The 15,811-nt window shown below is 72.9% G+C and carries 15 protein-coding genes; 12 read left to right on the top strand and 3 right to left on the bottom strand.

The genetic code is table 11. The features are described 5' to 3' along the window. Window positions 1-104 precede the first annotated feature (104 nt). From recG to mutM, 8 genes are all read left to right on the top strand, one after another. Complete coding sequence (recG, locus tag ACI2LW_RS16845) at window positions 105-2,333, top strand: ATP-dependent DNA helicase RecG (RefSeq protein ID WP_404731957.1); 2,229 nt, start codon at window positions 105-107, stop codon at window positions 2,331-2,333. A 103-nt stretch (window positions 2,334-2,436) separates the two neighbouring features. Further along, window positions 2,437-3,024, top strand: a complete 588-nt coding sequence (rsmD, locus tag ACI2LW_RS16840) for a 16S rRNA (guanine(966)-N(2))-methyltransferase RsmD (protein WP_404731956.1) — start codon at window positions 2,437-2,439, stop codon at window positions 3,022-3,024. 26 nt (window positions 3,025-3,050) lie between these two features. Next, entirely contained in the window at window positions 3,051-3,530 is a 480-nt protein-coding gene (coaD, locus tag ACI2LW_RS16835; RefSeq protein ID WP_404732069.1) for a pantetheine-phosphate adenylyltransferase, read from the top strand. A 119-nt stretch (window positions 3,531-3,649) separates the two neighbouring features. Next, the gene (locus tag ACI2LW_RS16830; protein WP_404731955.1) at window positions 3,650-4,801 is read left to right on the top strand and encodes a cell division initiation protein; all 1,152 of its coding nucleotides are present in this window, start codon (window positions 3,650-3,652) and stop codon (window positions 4,799-4,801) included. A 179-nt stretch (window positions 4,802-4,980) separates the two neighbouring features. Further along, window positions 4,981-5,625: a YceD family protein gene (locus tag ACI2LW_RS16825; RefSeq protein ID WP_404731954.1), complete on the top strand. Its 645-nt coding sequence runs from the start codon at window positions 4,981-4,983 to the stop codon at window positions 5,623-5,625. A 2-nt stretch (window positions 5,626-5,627) separates the two neighbouring features. Then, on the top strand, window positions 5,628-5,801 hold the full coding sequence (gene rpmF / locus ACI2LW_RS16820; RefSeq protein ID WP_003951102.1) for a 50S ribosomal protein L32: 174 nt from the start codon (window positions 5,628-5,630) through the stop codon (window positions 5,799-5,801). Between the two features lie 7 nt (window positions 5,802-5,808). Beyond that, complete coding sequence (gene rnc / locus ACI2LW_RS16815; RefSeq protein WP_404731953.1) at window positions 5,809-6,681, top strand: ribonuclease III; 873 nt, start codon at window positions 5,809-5,811, stop codon at window positions 6,679-6,681. Window positions 6,682-6,910: 229 nt separating this feature from the next. Continuing rightward, window positions 6,911-7,783 (top strand): bifunctional DNA-formamidopyrimidine glycosylase/DNA-(apurinic or apyrimidinic site) lyase, encoded by an 873-nt coding sequence (gene mutM / locus ACI2LW_RS16810; RefSeq protein ID WP_404731952.1) that lies wholly within the window; start codon window positions 6,911-6,913, stop codon window positions 7,781-7,783. 106 nt (window positions 7,784-7,889) lie between these two features. Here mutM and ACI2LW_RS16805 read toward each other — a convergent pair whose 3' ends face one another. Beyond that, window positions 7,890-8,285: a winged helix-turn-helix transcriptional regulator gene (locus tag ACI2LW_RS16805; RefSeq protein WP_404731951.1), complete on the bottom strand. Its 396-nt coding sequence runs from the start codon at window positions 8,283-8,285 to the stop codon at window positions 7,890-7,892. 151 nt (window positions 8,286-8,436) lie between these two features. Here ACI2LW_RS16805 and ACI2LW_RS16800 point away from each other — a divergent pair, with 151 nt between their 5' ends. Next, window positions 8,437-9,021 carry a flavodoxin family protein gene (locus ACI2LW_RS16800; RefSeq protein ID WP_404731950.1) on the top strand — a complete coding sequence of 195 codons (585 nt, stop codon included), beginning with the start codon at window positions 8,437-8,439 and terminating at the stop codon, window positions 9,019-9,021. 36 nt (window positions 9,022-9,057) lie between these two features. Here the strand turns inward: ACI2LW_RS16800 and ACI2LW_RS16795 are convergent, their stop codons facing one another. Both ACI2LW_RS16795 and ACI2LW_RS16790 read right to left on the bottom strand, forming a co-directional pair. Continuing rightward, window positions 9,058-9,606, bottom strand: coding sequence for a GNAT family N-acetyltransferase (locus ACI2LW_RS16795; RefSeq protein WP_404731949.1), 549 nt, complete (start codon window positions 9,604-9,606; stop codon window positions 9,058-9,060). Window positions 9,607-9,671: 65 nt separating this feature from the next. After that, complete coding sequence (locus ACI2LW_RS16790) at window positions 9,672-10,817, bottom strand: CAP domain-containing protein (RefSeq protein WP_404731948.1); 1,146 nt, start codon at window positions 10,815-10,817, stop codon at window positions 9,672-9,674. Window positions 10,818-10,990: 173 nt separating this feature from the next. Here ACI2LW_RS16790 and ACI2LW_RS16785 point away from each other — a divergent pair, with 173 nt between their 5' ends. The 3 genes from ACI2LW_RS16785 to smc all read left to right on the top strand — a co-directional run bounded on the left by ACI2LW_RS16785 (window position 10,991) and on the right by smc (window position 15,720). Continuing rightward, a complete protein-coding gene (locus ACI2LW_RS16785) occupies window positions 10,991-11,272 on the top strand; it encodes an acylphosphatase (protein ID WP_404731947.1) in 282 nt (93 codons plus the stop codon). 378 nt (window positions 11,273-11,650) lie between these two features. Next, window positions 11,651-11,854: a hypothetical protein gene (locus ACI2LW_RS16780; protein ID WP_404731946.1), complete on the top strand. Its 204-nt coding sequence runs from the start codon at window positions 11,651-11,653 to the stop codon at window positions 11,852-11,854. A gap of 230 nt (window positions 11,855-12,084) precedes the next feature. Next, window positions 12,085-15,720 carry a chromosome segregation protein SMC gene (gene smc, locus ACI2LW_RS16775; RefSeq protein WP_404731945.1) on the top strand — a complete coding sequence of 1,212 codons (3,636 nt, stop codon included), beginning with the start codon at window positions 12,085-12,087 and terminating at the stop codon, window positions 15,718-15,720. Window positions 15,721-15,811 lie beyond the last annotated feature (91 nt).

Here is a 15,811-nt window from a genome sequence, read left to right as displayed (position 1 = left end):
TGACCGCGGGGGATGGCCGGAGCGCGTCATCCTAGGGCTCGCACGCCCCGTCCCACCAGGGGTTTTCCGGCACGGATACGGCATTGTCGGTGCGGTGGTGTGCAATGGATCCCGTGCCCGCACTGCTCGAACCACTGCACCAGCCGCTGAAGTCGGTGCTCGGCCCCGCCACCGCGAAGGTGATGGCCGAGCACCTCGGCCTGCGCACCGTCGGCGACCTCCTGCACCACTACCCGCGCCGCTACGAGGAGCGCGGGCAGCTCACCCACCTCGCCGACCTGCCCATGGACGAGCACGTCACGGTGGTCGCCCAGGTCGCCGACGCCCGCCTGCACACCTTCGCCTCCTCCAGGGCGCCCCGCGGCAAGGGCCAGCGCCTGGAGGTCACGATCACCGACGGCAGCGGCCGGCTCCAGCTGGTCTTCTTCGGCAACGGCGTGCACAAGCCGCACAAGGAGCTGCTGCCGGGCACCCGCGCGCTGTTCGCCGGCAAGGTCTCCGTCTTCAACCGCCGGCTCCAGCTCGCCCACCCGGCCTACGAGTTGCTGAGGGGTGACGCCGAGGAGACCGTCGAGTCCTTCGCCGGCGCCCTGATCCCGCTCTACCCGGCCACCGCCAAGCTCGAGTCCTGGAAGATCGCCAAGGCGGTGCAGACCGTCCTGCCCAGCGCCCGGGAGGCCGCCGACCCGCTGCCCGCCTCCCTGCGCGCCGGCCGCGGCCTGGTCAACCTCCCCGAGGCGCTGGAGAAGATCCACCGGCCGCGGACCAAGGCGGACATCGCCGAGGCCCGCGCCCGCCTGAAGTGGGACGAGGCCTTCGTCCTCCAGGTCGCCCTCGCCCGCCGCCGCCACGCCGACGCCCAGCTCCCGGCGGCGCCCCGCAGACCCGCCCCCGACGGCCTCCTCGCCGCCTTCGACGACCGCCTCCCCTTCACCCTCACCGAGGGCCAGCGGAAGGTCTCCCGGGAGATCTTCGCCGACCTGGCCACCGAGCACCCGATGCACCGGCTGCTCCAGGGCGAGGTCGGCAGCGGCAAGACGCTCGTCGCGCTGCGCGCCATGCTCGCCGTCGTCGACGCCGGCGGGCAGGCCGCGATGCTCGCGCCCACCGAGGTGCTGGCCCAGCAGCACCACCGGTCGGTCACCGAGATGATGGGGGAACTCGCCGAGGGCGGCATGCTGGGCGGCGCCGAGCACGCCACCAAGGTGGTGCTGCTCACCGGCTCCATGGGCACCGCGGCCCGCCGCCAGGCCCTGCTCGACCTGGCCACCGGCGAGGCCGGCATCGTCATCGGCACCCACGCGCTGATCGAGGACAAGGTCCAGTTCCACGACCTGGGCCTGGTCGTCGTCGACGAGCAGCACCGCTTCGGCGTGGAGCAGCGCGACGCCCTGCGCGGCAAGGGCAAGCAGCCCCCGCACCTGCTCGTCATGACCGCCACCCCCATTCCGCGCACGGTCGCGATGACGGTCTTCGGCGACCTGGAGACCTCCGTCCTCGACCAGCTCCCCGCCGGGCGCTCGCCCATCGCCAGCCATGTCGTCCCGGCCGCCGACAAGCCCCACTTCCTGGCGCGCGCCTGGGAGCGGGTGCGCGAGGAGGTGGCCAAGGGCCACCAGGCGTACGTCGTCTGCCCGCGCATCGGGGACGACGCCGACGAGCCGGGCGGCCCGAAGAAGTCCGCCCGGGCCGCGTCCCCCGAGGACGAGGCCGAGAAGCGCCCGCCGCTCGCCGTCCTGGACGTGGCCGGGCAGCTCGCCGAGGGCCCGCTGCGGGGCCTGCGGGTCGAGGTGCTGCACGGCAGGATGCAGCCCGACGACAAGGACGCGGTGATGCGCCGCTTCGCCGCCGGGGACACCGACGTGCTGGTCGCCACCACCGTCATCGAGGTCGGCGTCAACGTGCCGAACGCCACGGTGATGGTGATCATGGACGCCGACCGCTTCGGCGTCTCCCAGCTGCACCAGCTGCGCGGCCGGGTCGGCCGCGGCTCCGCGCCCGGTCTGTGCCTGCTGGTCAGTGAGATGCCCGAGGCGAGCCCGGCCCGCCGGCGACTGGACGCGGTGGCCTCCACCCTGGACGGCTTCGAGCTGTCCCGCATCGACCTCGAGGAGCGCCGCGAGGGCGACGTGCTCGGCCAGGCCCAGTCCGGGGTGCGCTCCAGCCTGCGGGTGCTCGCCGTCATCGACGACGAGGAGATCATCGCCGAGGCCCGCGAGGAGGCCACCGCGGTGGTGGCCGCCGACCCGGACCTGGAGCACCTGCCCGGCCTGCGCACGGCTCTGGACGCCCTGCTGGACGAGGAGCGGGAGCGGTACCTGGACAAGGGCTGACACACTGGTGGCGGCCGGCCGCCGGCCGCCACCGCCGAGGACGGCACGGACGGCACGGACGGCACGGGACGACAAGGGCGCCAAGGACGAGAAGGACAAGGACATGACCCGCGTGATCGCCGGCCGGGCCGGCGGACGCCGACTCGCCGTACCGCCGGGCCACGGCACCCGGCCCACCTCGGACCGGGCGCGCGAGGGGCTCTTCTCCACCTGGCAGTCCCTGCTCGGCGGCCCGCTGGAGGGCGAACGCGTCCTCGACCTGTACGCCGGCTCCGGCGCCGTGGGCCTGGAGGCGCTCTCCCGCGGCGCCGGGCACACCCTGCTCGTCGAGGCGGACGCCCGCGCGGCCCGCACCGTCCGGGAGAACGTGAGGGCACTCGGCCTGCCCGGCGCCGAGGTGCGGACGGGCAAAGCGGAACAGATCGTCCAGTCCCCGCCCCCGGGCGAGCCGTACGAGATCGCCTTCCTCGACCCGCCGTACGCCGTCTCCGACGACGATCTTCGGGAGATCCTGCTCACACTCCGCACCCAGGGCTGGCTCGCCGGGGAAGCCCTCGTCACCGTGGAGCGCAGCACCAGAGGCGGCGAGTTCCGGTGGCCGCCGGGGTTCGACGCGATCCGGGCCCGTCGCTACGGCGAGGGAACGTTTTGGTACGGTCGCGCCGCCTCCACGTGCGAAGACGCACGATGACCGGACCGGGAAGCGAGGGATCACAAGTGCGCCGCGCCGTCTGTCCCGGGTCGTTCGACCCGATCACCAACGGACACCTCGACATCATCGCCCGCGCCTCCCGCCTGTACGACGAGGTCTACGTCGCGGTGATGATCAACCAGTCGAAGAAGGGCCTGTTCGAGATCGACGAGCGGATCGACCTCATCCGCCAGGTCACCGCCGACTACGGCAACGTCCGCGTCGAGGCCTTCCACGGCCTCCTCGTCGACTTCTGCAAGCAGCGCGACATCCCCGCCATCGTCAAGGGCCTGCGCGCGGTCAGCGACTTCGACTACGAGCTGCAGATGGCCCAGATGAACAACGGCCTCTCCGGCGTCGAGACCCTCTTCGTGCCCACCAACCCCACCTACAGCTTCCTGTCCTCCTCGCTCGTCAAGGAGGTCGCGGCCTGGGGCGGGGACGTCTCCCACCTGGTGCCGCCGGTCGTCCTCGAGGCGCTCACCCGGCGGCTGAAGAAGGACTGAGCCGCCCCTCGGCTCAGGAGCGGCCCCTGACGGTGCGTCACCCGGTGTCGGTCGATCACCTCATGGCCGTACAGTCGTTCCGTCCGTCTCCAACACCGGTAGAGAGTGGCGAGCACACCGTGGACGTGCAGAAGAAGCTCGACGAGATCGTGGCCGCGGTCTCCAGCGCCCGGTCCATGCCCATGTCGGCGTCGTGCGTGATCAACCGCGCCGAACTGCTCGCGCTGCTCGACGAGGTCCGCCAGGCGCTGCCCGGCTCCCTGGCGCAGGCCCAGGAGCTGATCGGCGACCGCGAGCAGATGGTCGAGGAGGCCCGGCGCGAGGCCGAGCGGATCATCGAGAGCGCGCACGCCGAGCGCGGCTCGCTGATCTCCGGCACCGAGATCGCCCGCCGCTCCCAGGCCGAGGCCGACCGCATCCTCGCCGAGGCCCGCGCGGAGGCCGAGGAGGTCCGCGCCGAGGCCGACGACTACGTCGACTCCAAGCTCGCCAACTTCGAGGTCGTCCTCACCAAGACGCTCGGCTCCGTCGGCCGCGGCCGCGAGAAGCTGCTGGGCACCGGCCCCGGGCTGGACGAGGACGGCTACGAGGACGAGGACGCCCCCGAGCGCAGCCACGACCCGGAGACCCTGCGCCGCACCGCCGACGCCTACGTCGACGCCAAGCTCGGCGCCTTCGAGGCGGTCCTCGCCAAGACCCTGGAGGCCGTCGGCCGGGGCCGGCAGAAGCTGCACGGCCGCATCGCCACCGACGACCTCGGCGCCCTCGCCGACGACACCACGACCCGCCGGCACTCCAGCGACGCCGACTACCTCGCCGACCTCGCCGCGCTCGCGGACAGCCCGGCGCCCACCATCCCGGCCCAGGCGCAGCCGGTCGAGCCGCCCGCCCAGCCGGTCCAGCCGCCCCAGCCGCAGTACGAGCCCCAGCCCGCCTACGGCTACCAGCAGCCCGCGCAGGGCGATTCCTACGGCGGCTACCAGCAGGGATACGGCCAGGACGGCTATGGCCAGGACGCCTACGGCCAGGACGCCTACGGCCAGGACGGCTACGGCTACCAGCAGGCCGGCCCGTACGGCTACACCGGCTACGACGCCCAGCAGCCGCAGCAGGCCTACGACCCGAACCAGGAGCAGCAGGTCCAGCAGCCCCAGCAGCACCAGCAGCACCAGGACCAGCAGGGCTACGCGCTCGACGAGACCAGCCTGTTCGACACCAGCATGATCAGCGCGGAGCAGCTGCGGGCGTACGAGCAGGGCCGCGGCCTGTAGGACCGCGGCGGGACCGGCGACCACCGGATTGGGCCGAGAGCGAAAGGTCCAGTATCCTGGCTCTTCGGTCGCGCGTCCGTTCGCGCTGTCTTCGTACACGCCGCGTACGTCCGCGACCGACGCCGCCCGGAACACCCGCCGGGGAGGCGTCACGCCGAGCCCGGAAACCGAAAGCAGGAATGGCCCACAACGCGCGCCTCGACCACCGCAACCCTCTCGTGTTCGACACGCACGAGCTGGGGCGGCGTCCCGGTGCGCTGCAGCGCCTGACCCGCACGGTCCCGGCCCCCCAGGACCTCGGCATCCAGAAGGTCGTCGGAGTGCCGGAAGGCGCTCCGGTGGAGCTCGAACTCCGGCTCGAGTCGGTCATGGAAGGTGTGCTCGTCACAGGCACCGCCCGTGCACAGGCCGAGGGGGAGTGCGTAAGGTGTCTGGAGCCGCTTCAGCTCGACGTGGAAGCGGACTTCCAGGAGATGTTCTCGTACCCTGACGCCGACGACCGGGGCCGCGTGATCGCGGAACCCGGCGACGACGCCGAGGACGACGAGGACAGGGCCTTCCTCGAGGACGGACTCTTCGACCTCGAACCTCTGCTGCGCGATGCGGTGGTGCTCGCACTGCCGATGCAGCCGGTGTGCCAGGAAGACTGCCCGGGTCTGTGCTCCGAGTGCGGGGCGCGGCTCGCGGACGACCCGGACCACCACCACGACGCCGTCGACATCCGTTGGGCGGCTTTGCAGGGACTCGCCGACACCATGACGGACGGCGAGAAGGACGAGATGAGCGGCGCCGAAGCGGGCGTCGACGAGAAGCAGGAGAAGTAGCCGTGGCTGTTCCGAAGCGGAAGATGTCGCGCAGCAACACGCGCCACCGCCGGTCGCAGTGGAAGGCTGCGGTCCCCACCCTGGTTGCGTGCGAGCGCTGCCACGAGCCCAAGCAGCAGCACATCGCGTGCCCGTCTTGCGGCACCTACAACAAGCGCCAGGTCCTCGAGGTCTGAGCGGCTGGTGAGAGGCACCGTGTCCACTGCCAAGAAGGCGGCTGACGCCAAGGCGGAATCGACCGCCAGGAAGAAGTCGGACAACACGGCCTCGTCCCACACGCTTCTGGAAGGGCGGCTCGGCTACCAGCTCGAGTCCGCCCTTCTGGTGCGTGCGCTGACCCACCGTTCCTACGCGTACGAGAACGGCGGCCTGCCGACGAACGAGCGGCTGGAGTTCCTCGGAGACTCCGTCCTCGGCCTCGTCGTCACGGACACGCTGTACCGCACCCACCCCGACCTGCCCGAGGGCCAGCTGGCCAAGCTGCGGGCCGCGGTGGTCAACTCTCGTGCGCTGGCGGAGGTGGGCCGCGGGCTCGACCTGGGTTCCTTCATCCGGCTCGGCCGCGGTGAAGAGGGCACGGGCGGCCGGGACAAGGCGTCCATCCTCGCCGACACCCTGGAAGCGGTGATCGGCGCGGTCTATCTCGACCAGGGCCTGGAGGCGGCGTCCGAGCTGGTGCACCGCCTGTTCGACCCACTGATCGAGAAGTCCTCCAACCTCGGAGCCGGCCTGGACTGGAAGACCAGCCTCCAGGAGCTCACCGCGACCGAGGGGCTCGGCGTTCCCGAGTACCTGGTCACGGAGACCGGTCCCGACCACGAGAAGACCTTCACTGCTGCCGCTCGCGTCGGAGGCGTCTCGTACGGCACCGGCACCGGCCGCAGCAAGAAGGAGGCGGAGCAGCAGGCCGCGGAGTCCGCCTGGCGGGCCATCCGGGCCGCGGCGGACGAGCGCGCGAAGGCGGCGGCCCAGGCCGCGGCGGACGCCGCCGCCACCGGGAAGGCCGAGGACGCCGAGGCCGCCGAGAAGGCGGACGAGGCCCCGACCTCCGCCTGACACCCGCCCCCGCACGGTACGACCGGGCGCCCGCCCCCGCCCGGGGCCGGCCGCCCGGTCCAGGCCGGCCGCCCGCGGGGGTGGCCCCGTCGGGCCACCCCCGCGGGCGGCCGGGTCCGGTGCCCGTGACCCTTCAGTGCCCGTGATCCTTCATGTCCGGGCGGGCGGCAGCGGCCGCCCGGACGCCACGACGGCCCGCGCGGCCGTCGACACGCGGACGGAAACAGCCATGCCCGAGTTGCCCGAGGTCGAGGTCGTCCGGCGCGGTCTCGAGCGGTGGGTCGCCCACCGCAGCGTCGGCGAGGTCGAGGTGCTGCACCCGCGTGCGGTACGGCGCCACCTGGCGGGCGCGGAGGACTTCGCGCACCGGCTCGAGGGACACCGCGTGGGCACGCCGAGCCGCCGCGGCAAGTACCTCTGGCTCCCCCTGGAGGACACCGGCGAGGCAGTCCTGGCCCATCTGGGCATGAGCGGCCAGCTGCTGGTCCGGCCGCACCAGGCCCCCACCGAGAAGCACCTGCGCATCCGCGTCCGGTTCACCGACGCCCTCGGCACCGAGCTCCGCTTCGTCGACCAGCGCACCTTCGGCGGCCTGTCGCTGCACGAGACCGGCCCCGACGGGCTGCCGGACGTCATCGCGCACATCGCCCGCGACCCCCTCGACCCGCTGTTCGACGACGAGGCCTTCCACCAGGCCCTGCGCCGCAAGCGGACCACCATCAAACGCGCCCTGCTCGACCAGTCGCTGATCAGCGGCGTCGGCAACATCTACGCCGACGAGGCGCTGTGGCGCGCCCGCGTCCACTACGAGCGGCCCACCGCCGCCTTCACCCGCCCGCGCACGGCCGAACTCCTCGCGCACGTCCGGGACGTGATGAACGCCGCCCTCGCCGTCGGCGGCACCAGCTTCGACAGCCTGTACGTGAACGTCAACGGCGAGTCCGGGTACTTCGACCGCTCCCTGGACGCCTACGGCCGCGAGGGCCTGCCCTGCCGCCGCTGCGCCACCCCGATGCGCCGCCGCCCCTGGATGAACCGCTCGAGCTACTACTGCCCGAAGTGCCAGCGCCCGCCGCGCCCCTCGGGCGCGCCGGCCGCCTGACCGCCGTGCCCCTCGGGCGCGCGGGTCGCCTGACCGCCGTGCCCCTCGGGCGCGCGGGCCGCCTGACCGGGCCGCCTGCCCTGCCGCCGTCCCGGCCCGCCCCGGGTCAGCCCTGACGGGCGTCGTACGCCTCGCGCGCCGCGAGGACGTCGTCCATCCGGCCCTCCACGCAGTGGATGAGGTCCAGCAGACGCCCGGCCACCTCGTGGCCCAGGGGAGTCAGCTCGTAGTCCACGCGCGGCGGGTTCGTCGGCTGCGCCTCGCGGTGCACCAGCCCGTCCCGCTCCAGCGCGTGCAGGGTCTGGGACAGCATCTTCTCGCTCACGCCGTCCACCCGGCGCCGCAGCTCGTTGAAGCGGAGAGAACCCTCGTGCAGGGCGCCCAGCGTCAGCGCGCCCCACCGGCCGGTGACGTGCTCCAGCGTGCCGCGCGAGGGGCAGGCCCGGGCGAACACGTTGTACGGGAGGTCGCGCTCCTGGGGGCACTCCTGCGTGCTGCTCATGATGAGAGCGTACGCGAACACAGCGCCAACCCGCAGTTTGCGCTAACCAAAAGTTAGTGCTTTCCTTTCCTCATCATCGCCGAGCTGCCGAGATACCGCGGCTGCCGTGCGGTGCCGTACCCGACCCCTGCCCATCCCCAGGAGAACACCCGTGACCACCCCCGTTGTCTCCATCGCCTACCACTCCGCCCACGGCCACACCGCCGTCCTCGCCGAGGCCGTCCGCGCGGGCGCCGTCGAGGCGGGCGCCGAGGTGCACCTGATCGAGGTGGACGAGATCACCGACGAGCAGTGGGCGACGCTCGACGCCTCCGACGCGGTCGTCTTCGGCTCGCCGACCTACATGGGCACCGCCTCGGGCGCCTTCCACGCCTTCGCCGAGGCGTCCTCCAAGCGCTGGTTCGGGCAGGACTGGAGGGACAAGCTGGCCGCCGGCTTCACCGCCTCGGGCTCCAAGAGCGGCGACAAGCTGCACACCCTGCAGTTCTTCCAGATCCTCGCCGCCCAGCACGGCATGCACTGGGTCAACCTCGGCCTGCACCCGGGCTGGAACAGCAGCGCCGGTTCCGAGAACGACCTCAACCGCCTCGGTTTCTTCGCCGGCGCGGCGGCCCAGGCCAACGTCGACGAGGGCCCGGAGGCCGTCCACAAGTCCGACATCGCCACCGCCGAACACCTCGGCCGCCGTGTCGCCGAGACCGCCCGGACCCTCCTGCAGGGCCGCGCGGCGGCCTGACGATCGGCCGCCGACGCGCGCGGGGCGGCCCGGGACTCAAGCCGAGGGCGCGATGGGGGACCACCGGCCGAACCACTGCTCGGCGCCGAACTCCTCGAACCGCTCCACCTCGGTGAACCCCAGCTTCGCCGCCAGGCGCACCGAGCGGTCGTTGGCGGTCTGGGTGCAGAGCACCACCGGCTCGCCGGGAAACGCGCCGGCGAACCAGCCGAGGGCCGCCGCGCACGCCTCGGCGGCGTACCCGCGTCCCCATGCCTCGGGCAGGAACATGTACCCGAGTTCGGCCTCCCCGGCCTCCGGACGCAGATGCCCGGGACGCTCGGCGTCGCGCCGGTCGAGCCCGACCGTGCCGATCATCACTCCGCCGAGATCGACCACAAAGGTGCCGGGACGCCGCCCGGGGACCTCGGGCACCACCCGCTCGAGCTCCTCACGCGGCCGGGGCCCGCCGAGATAGGTGCGCACCCGAGCCGAGGCGAGCAACTCGATGAACACCGCCCGGTCCCGGGCCGCGCCCTCGCGCAGCACCAGCCGCTCGGTCCTGATCGGCGCGGGCGGCCAGGCAACGCCTCCGAGTCCGCTCATGCCGGGCAACCTACCCCACGCCCGTCACCGTGCGCCGCGGCACTCGACCCCGGCCCGCGGTTGTCTCAGTAGCCGAAGTCCTGTGTCCACCACGGCCCCCCGGAGCCGAAGTGGACGCCGACGCCCAGGGTCTTGAAGTCGCAGTTCAGGATGTTGGCGCGGTGGCCGGGGCTGTTCATCCAGGCTTCCATGACCGCCTCCGCGTCGGCCTGGCCGCGGGCTATGTTCTCGCCGCCGAGGTTGGAGATGCCGAGTTCGGCCGCGCGGTCCCACGGCGAGGCGCCGCTGGGGTCGGTGTGGTCGAAGAAGTCCTGAGTGGCCATGGCCCTGCTGAACTTCTCCGCCAGGCCGGTCAGCGCGCTGCTGGCCGCGACCGGGCTGCAGCCCACCTTGGCCCGCTCCTCGTTGACGAGTGCCAGGACCTGCGCCTCGGCCGCGGCCTGGGCGGGAAGCGCCGCCGGGTCCTTGGACCGGCCCGGCGCCTTCGGGGCCGCCCGGGTCGGCTCGGACCCCGGCTTCTTCGTCGCGGCCGGCGCGGACGTCGGCTCGGTGGCGGCCGGCTCCGTGGCGGCCGGCTCGGAGGGCGCGGCCGTCGGGGCCTCGGCGGCCGGGGCGGAGGAGGAGGCGGGGGCGGACTGCGAGGGCACGGCCGGGCGGCCGGTGTCGCGGCCGGCGGGGGAGCCCGCCGAACGGCCGCTGCCGGGCTCCGCGCTGCCGGACGTACCGCCCTGCTGGCTCTCGCTGTTCGTCGGCGAGCCCGCGGCCTGCACCTTGTCCGCGCCGCTGCTGCCGCCGCCGCCCAGCTTGTAGTTCTCCAGGCCGGGCACGGCACCCGTGGCGACCGCGACCGTGCCGAGGGCGACCGCGGCGGAGACGCCGAGCAGTCCGGTGCGGACCGGCGTGGCCGCCTTCCGCTTGCGGTGGCCGCCGCCGCGGCGCGGGCCCATCGAGGGGTTGAAGCCCTCGGCCGGGAAGACCACGGTGTCGGTGGCCCGGGCGTAGTCGTCGTCCGTGGCGAACAGGTACTCCTCGGCCCTCGTATAGGAGTCGGCGTACCGTTCCGGGTTGAGGTAGGGAGCGATGCCCAAGCCGTCCTCGGCGTACGAGTCCCTCGGGCCGCGGCCCTGCGCGTACGAGCCCTGCGCTTGTGCAACCCCCGTGGCGCGGCCCGTGGCGGCGCGGCCGGCGTCCGAGCGTCGGTGGCGTCCCATGTCCTGGCCTTCCTCGTCCCAGCGGCCGACACGCGCCGCACTCTCGGCCGACGCGGTCAACCAGACTCACTCGATCGAGTGAGTTTCATATGAGATTCATTGGGTGGGGACGGTACCGCATGGCGCGAGGGGAGGAAGTGCCCCGAGTGACATTGGCCGGTTAGGTTGCAGCCATGAGCGATGATGTTCGACTGGTCGCCTGGGTCCGCGGGCGGGTGCAGGGTGTCGGTTTCCGCTGGTTCACCCGGGCAAGGGCCCTGGAGATCGGCGGCCTGAGTGGTTTTGCTCTCAATCTGGGCGACGGACGCGTCCAGGTGGTCGCCGAGGGCGCCCGCGAGCGCTGCCAGAAGCTCCTCGACTGGCTCCAGGGCGGCGACACGCCCGGACATGTGGACGGTGTCACCGAGATCTGGGACACACCCCGCGGGGGCTACGAGGGCTTCGCGATCCGCTGAGCCGGCCGCGCCCCGCCGCCCGGAGCGGGACCGCGCACCTGCCACCGGCATCTGCCCGGAGGGAAAAGGAGCAGGTGGTTGCCAAGGAGCGCTTGTCGTGGGAGGCTCCGCACGGCAGGATGATCGGCACACCCCGAAGGTCCCGCAGGAGTCGCAGCGCCACCGTTTCCGGTCGCGCGCCCCCGGGACGCCCATGGATACGGGGCGTGATCGTGTTGACCGTCAAACTTTTTGGTGAGACGCTGAAAGCCCGCGCACCTTAGCTGTTTGGCATGGATGAACGGCAGCACAAACTCAACAGTGCCAAGCACCACGGGTGCGAATCCCTCACGACCCACACCGCTTCGGTCGGTCACTCAGTGTGGAGGACCATCCATCATGGCAAAGGCGCTTCTCGGTTACGTCGGCGGCTCCGACCCTCGACTCCTCGCCGAGATGCGACGGCTCCAGCAGCGCGTCCAGGACCTGGAATCCGAGCTCGTACGGATCCAGGAGGAGAACGACGCGCTGGCGGCTGCCGCTTCTCGCGACAGGATCATGGAGCGTGTTGACGCACACCAGGCGGAGCCTGCGCTCACCTGATCACTGAATCGCACAACGACACAGTGGTTGGGCTGCCCGTATCAACCGCTCAGCTGTCAGAGTTGCAAGGGACGCTTCGGCGTCCCTTCTTTCTTGGCCCCCGTCTTCTTTGCCCCCGCGCACTTTTCACCTTCTTCAACGTCTGGTGTGCCCTGCATGTTCATGCGTGAAACCGGACGGTCCCGAGGGTTCATGGAGTGAGACGGCCGTGCCGGGTAGAGTCCGACGCCGTGCACCTCAAGGCCCTGACCCTCCGCGGGTTCAAGTCGTTCGCCTCGGCGACCACGCTCCGGTTCGAACCGGGGATCACGTGCGTCGTCGGCCCGAACGGCTCGGGCAAGTCCAACGTCGTGGACGCGCTCAGCTGGGTCATGGGCGAACAGGGCGCCAAGTCGCTGCGCGGCGGCAAGATGGAGGACGTCATCTTCGCCGGCACCACCGGGCGCCCGCCGCTCGGCCGCGCCGAGGTGTCCCTGACCATCGACAACTCCGACGGCGCGCTGCCCATCGAGTACGCCGAGGTCACCATCACGCGGATCATGTTCCGCAACGGCGGCAGCGAGTACCAGATCAACGGCGACACCTGCCGCCTCCTCGACATCCAGGAACTCCTGTCCGACTCCGGCATCGGCCGGGAGATGCACGTCATCGTCGGCCAGGGCCAGCTGGACTCCGTGCTGCACGCCGACCCGACGGGCCGCCGCGCCTTCATCGAGGAGGCCGCGGGCGTCCTCAAGCACCGCAAGCGCAAGGAGAAGGCGCTCAGGAAACTGGACGCGATGCAGGCCAACCTCGCCCGGGTGCAGGACCTGACCGACGAACTGCGCCGCCAGCTCAAGCCGCTCGGCCGCCAGGCGGCGGTCGCGCGCAGGGCGGCCGTCATCCAGGCCGACCTGCGCGACGCACGGCTCAGGCTGCTGGCGGACGATCTCGTACGGCTGCGCGAGGCGCTCAAGGCCGAGGTCGCCGACGAGGCGGCCCTCAAGGAGCGCAAGGAGGCCGCCGAGCAGGAGCTGCGCGGGGCGCTCCAGCGCGAGGCCGCCCTCGAGGACGAGGTGCGCCGGCTCACCCCGCGCCTGCAGAACGCCCAGCAGACCTGGTACGAACTCTCCCAGCTGGCCGAACGCGTCCGCGGCACCGTCTCCCTCGCCGACGCCCGGGTCAAGAGCGCCACCTCCGCGCCGCTCGACGAGCGGCGCGGCCGCGACCCCGAGGACCTGGAGCGCGAGGCGGCCCGCGTCCGCGAGCAGGAGGCCGAACTGGAGGCGGCCCTGGAGGCCGCCCAGCGGGCGCTCGACGACACCGTGGCCCACCGCGCCGAACTGGAACGCGAACTCGCCGTCGAGGAACGCCGTCTGAAGGACGTCGCCCGCGCCATCGCCGACCGCCGCGAGGGCCTGGCCCGGCTCAGCGGCCAGGTGGGCGCGGCCCGTTCCCGCGCCGCCTCCGCCCAGGCCGAGATCGACCGGCTGGCCGCCGCCCGGGACGAGGCCCAGGAGCGGGCGGTGCGCGCCCAGGAGGAGTACGAGGCGCTGAAGGCCGAGGTCGACGGCCTCGACGCCGACGACCACGAACTCGCCGAGCGGCACGAGGCGGCGAAAAAGGCGCTGGCCGAGGCGGAGAGCGCCCTGACCTCGGCCCGTGAGGCGGCCACCGCCACGGAGCGCAGACGCGCGGCGACCCAGGCGCGGCACGACGCGCTCGCCCTCGGGCTGCGCCGCAAGGACGGCACGGGCGCCCTGCTCGAGGCCCGGGAACGCCTCACCGGTCTCCTGGGTCCGGCGGCGGAACTGCTCACCGTCGCCCCCGGGCACGAGACCGCGCTGGCCGCCGCCTTCGGCGCGGCGGCCGACGCCCTCGCGGTCACCACTCCCGCCGTCGCGGCCGACGCCATCCGCCTGCTGCGCAAACAGGACGCGGGCCGCGCGGCCCTGCTGGTCACGACCGCCCCGGACGAGCCGGCGGCCCGGCCCTCGGACGACCCCGCGCCGTACGGTTCGGTACCGGCCGCCCCCGCCCCGCACCGTTCCCTGCCCGCCGGGCCGGCTCCCGGCGACGCCGCCCTTCCGCCCTTCGCCGCCGACCTCGTCCGTGGTCCCGCCGGGCTGATGCCCGCCGTGCGCACGCTGCTGCGCGGGATCGTCGTCGTCGGCACGCTGGAGGACGCCGAGGAACTGGTGCGCACGCACCCCCACCTCACCGCCGTCACCGCCGAGGGCGACCTGCTCGGGGCGCACTTCGCGCAGGGCGGATCCGCCGGAGCGCCCAGCCTGCTGGAGGTGCAGGCGTCCGTCGACGAGGCCGCCGCCGAGCTCGCGGAACTCGCCGTGCGGTGCGACGAGCTGGCCGAGGCGCAGGCCCGGGCCGCCGCGCGCCGCCAGGAGTGCGCCGCGCTGGTCGAGGAGCTGGGGGAGCGGCGGCGGGCCGCCGACCGGGAGAAATCGGCCGTCGCCCAGCAGCTCGGACGGCTCGCCGGCCAGGCCCGCGGCGCGGCCGGGGAGGCCGAGCGGTCCACGGCCGCCGCCGCCCGCGCCCAGGAGGCGCTGGAGAAGGCCCTGGCGGAGGTCGAGGAACTCGCCGAACGCCTCGCCGTGGCCGAGGAGATGCCGGTCGAGGAGGAACCCGACACCTCCGTGCGCGACCGGCTCGCCGCCGACGGCGCCAACGCCCGCCAGACCGAGATGGAGGCCCGCCTCCAGGTCCGTACGCACGAGGAACGGGTCAAGGGACTGGCCGGCCGGGCCGACTCGCTGGACCGGGCCGCCCGCGCCGAACGCGAGGCCCGCGCCCGGGCCGAGCAGCGGCGGGCCCGGCTGCGCCACGAGGCCGCCGTGGCCGGTGCCGTCGCCTCCGGCGCCCGCCAGCTGCTCGCGCACATCGAGGTCTCCCTGGCCCGCGCCGAGCGCGAGCGCACCGCCGCCGAGACCGCCAAGGCGCACCGGGAGCAGGAACTGTCCGCCGCCCGCGCCAGGGGCCGCGATCTGAAGGCCGAGCTGGACAAGCTGACCGACTCCGTGCACCGGGGCGAGGTGCTCGGTGCCGAGAAGCGGCTGCGGATCGAGCAGCTGGAGACCAGGGCGCTCGAGGAACTGGGCGTCGAGCCGGCCGGGCTGGTGTCGGAGTACGGCCCGCACCAGCCCGTACCCCCCTCGCCCCCCGCGGAGGGCGAGGAACTGCCGGAGGACCCCGACCACCCGCGCAACCGCCCCAGGCCCTTCGTCCGGGCCGAGCAGGAGAAGCGGCTCAAGGCCGCGGAGCGCGCCTACCAGCAGCTCGGCAAGGTCAACCCGCTGGCCCTGGAGGAGTTCGCGGCGCTGGAGGAGCGGCACAAGTTCCTCAGCGAGCAGCTGGAGGACCTGAAGAAGACCCGCGCCGACCTGCTCCAGGTCGTCAAGGAGGTCGACGAGCGGGTCGAGCAGGTCTTCACCGAGGCCTACCGGGACACCGCCCGCGAGTTCGAGGGCGTGTTCTCCCGGCTGTTCCCGGGCGGCGAGGGACGCCTGGTGCTGACCGACCCGGACAACATGCTCACCACGGGCGTCGACGTGGAGGCCCGCCCGCCGGGCAAGAAGGTCAAGCGGCTGTCCCTGCTCTCGGGCGGCGAGCGCTCGCTGACGGCGGTGGCGCTGCTGGTGTCGATCTTCAAGGCCCGTCCGAGCCCGTTCTACGTCATGGACGAGGTCGAGGCCGCCCTCGACGACACCAACCTGCAGCGGCTGATCCGGATCATGCAGGAGCTGCAGGAGACCTCACAGCTGATCGTGATCACGCACCAGAAGCGCACCATGGAGGTCGCCGACGCGCTCTACGGCGTCTCCATGCAGGGCGACGGCGTGTCGAAGGTCATCAGCCAGCGCCTGCGCTAGTGTCCTGCGCCGGTAGTCCGTCGTTAGATCTCGTATGAGTTCTTCTGCCGGGGTGCCGGTGCCGCGTCGTGGTCCGAAGTTGGAACCGCTG

The sequence above is a fragment of the Streptomyces sp. NPDC004065 genome, assembly GCF_044903565.1.
GTDB lineage: Bacteria > Actinomycetota > Actinomycetes > Streptomycetales > Streptomycetaceae > Streptomyces.
Note: the sequence above shows the minus strand (reverse complement) of the source record. Positions and strands in the feature narration are given on the sequence as shown.

Bases quoted from the DNA above. Each gene is read 5' to 3' on its own strand.
- ACI2LW_RS16795 (WP_404731949.1), bottom strand. From the start codon at position 9,606: ATGAGCGGACTCGGAGGCGTTGCCTGGCCGCCCGCGCCGATCAGGACC.
- ACI2LW_RS16805 (WP_404731951.1), bottom strand. From the start codon at position 8,285: ATGAGCAGCACGCAGGAGTGCCCCCAGGAGCGCGACCTCCCGTACAAC.
- ACI2LW_RS16790 (WP_404731948.1), bottom strand. From the start codon at position 10,817: ATGGGACGCCACCGACGCTCGGACGCCGGCCGCGCCGCCACGGGCCGC.
- mutM (WP_404731952.1), top strand. From the start codon at position 6,911: ATGCCCGAGTTGCCCGAGGTCGAGGTCGTCCGGCGCGGTCTCGAGCGG.
- recG (WP_404731957.1), top strand. From the start codon at position 105: ATGGATCCCGTGCCCGCACTGCTCGAACCACTGCACCAGCCGCTGAAG.
- ACI2LW_RS16780 (WP_404731946.1), top strand. From the start codon at position 11,651: ATGGCAAAGGCGCTTCTCGGTTACGTCGGCGGCTCCGACCCTCGACTC.
- ACI2LW_RS16825 (WP_404731954.1), top strand. From the start codon at position 4,981: ATGGCCCACAACGCGCGCCTCGACCACCGCAACCCTCTCGTGTTCGAC.
- rsmD (WP_404731956.1), top strand. From the start codon at position 2,437: ATGACCCGCGTGATCGCCGGCCGGGCCGGCGGACGCCGACTCGCCGTA.
- ACI2LW_RS16785 (WP_404731947.1), top strand. From the start codon at position 10,991: ATGAGCGATGATGTTCGACTGGTCGCCTGGGTCCGCGGGCGGGTGCAG.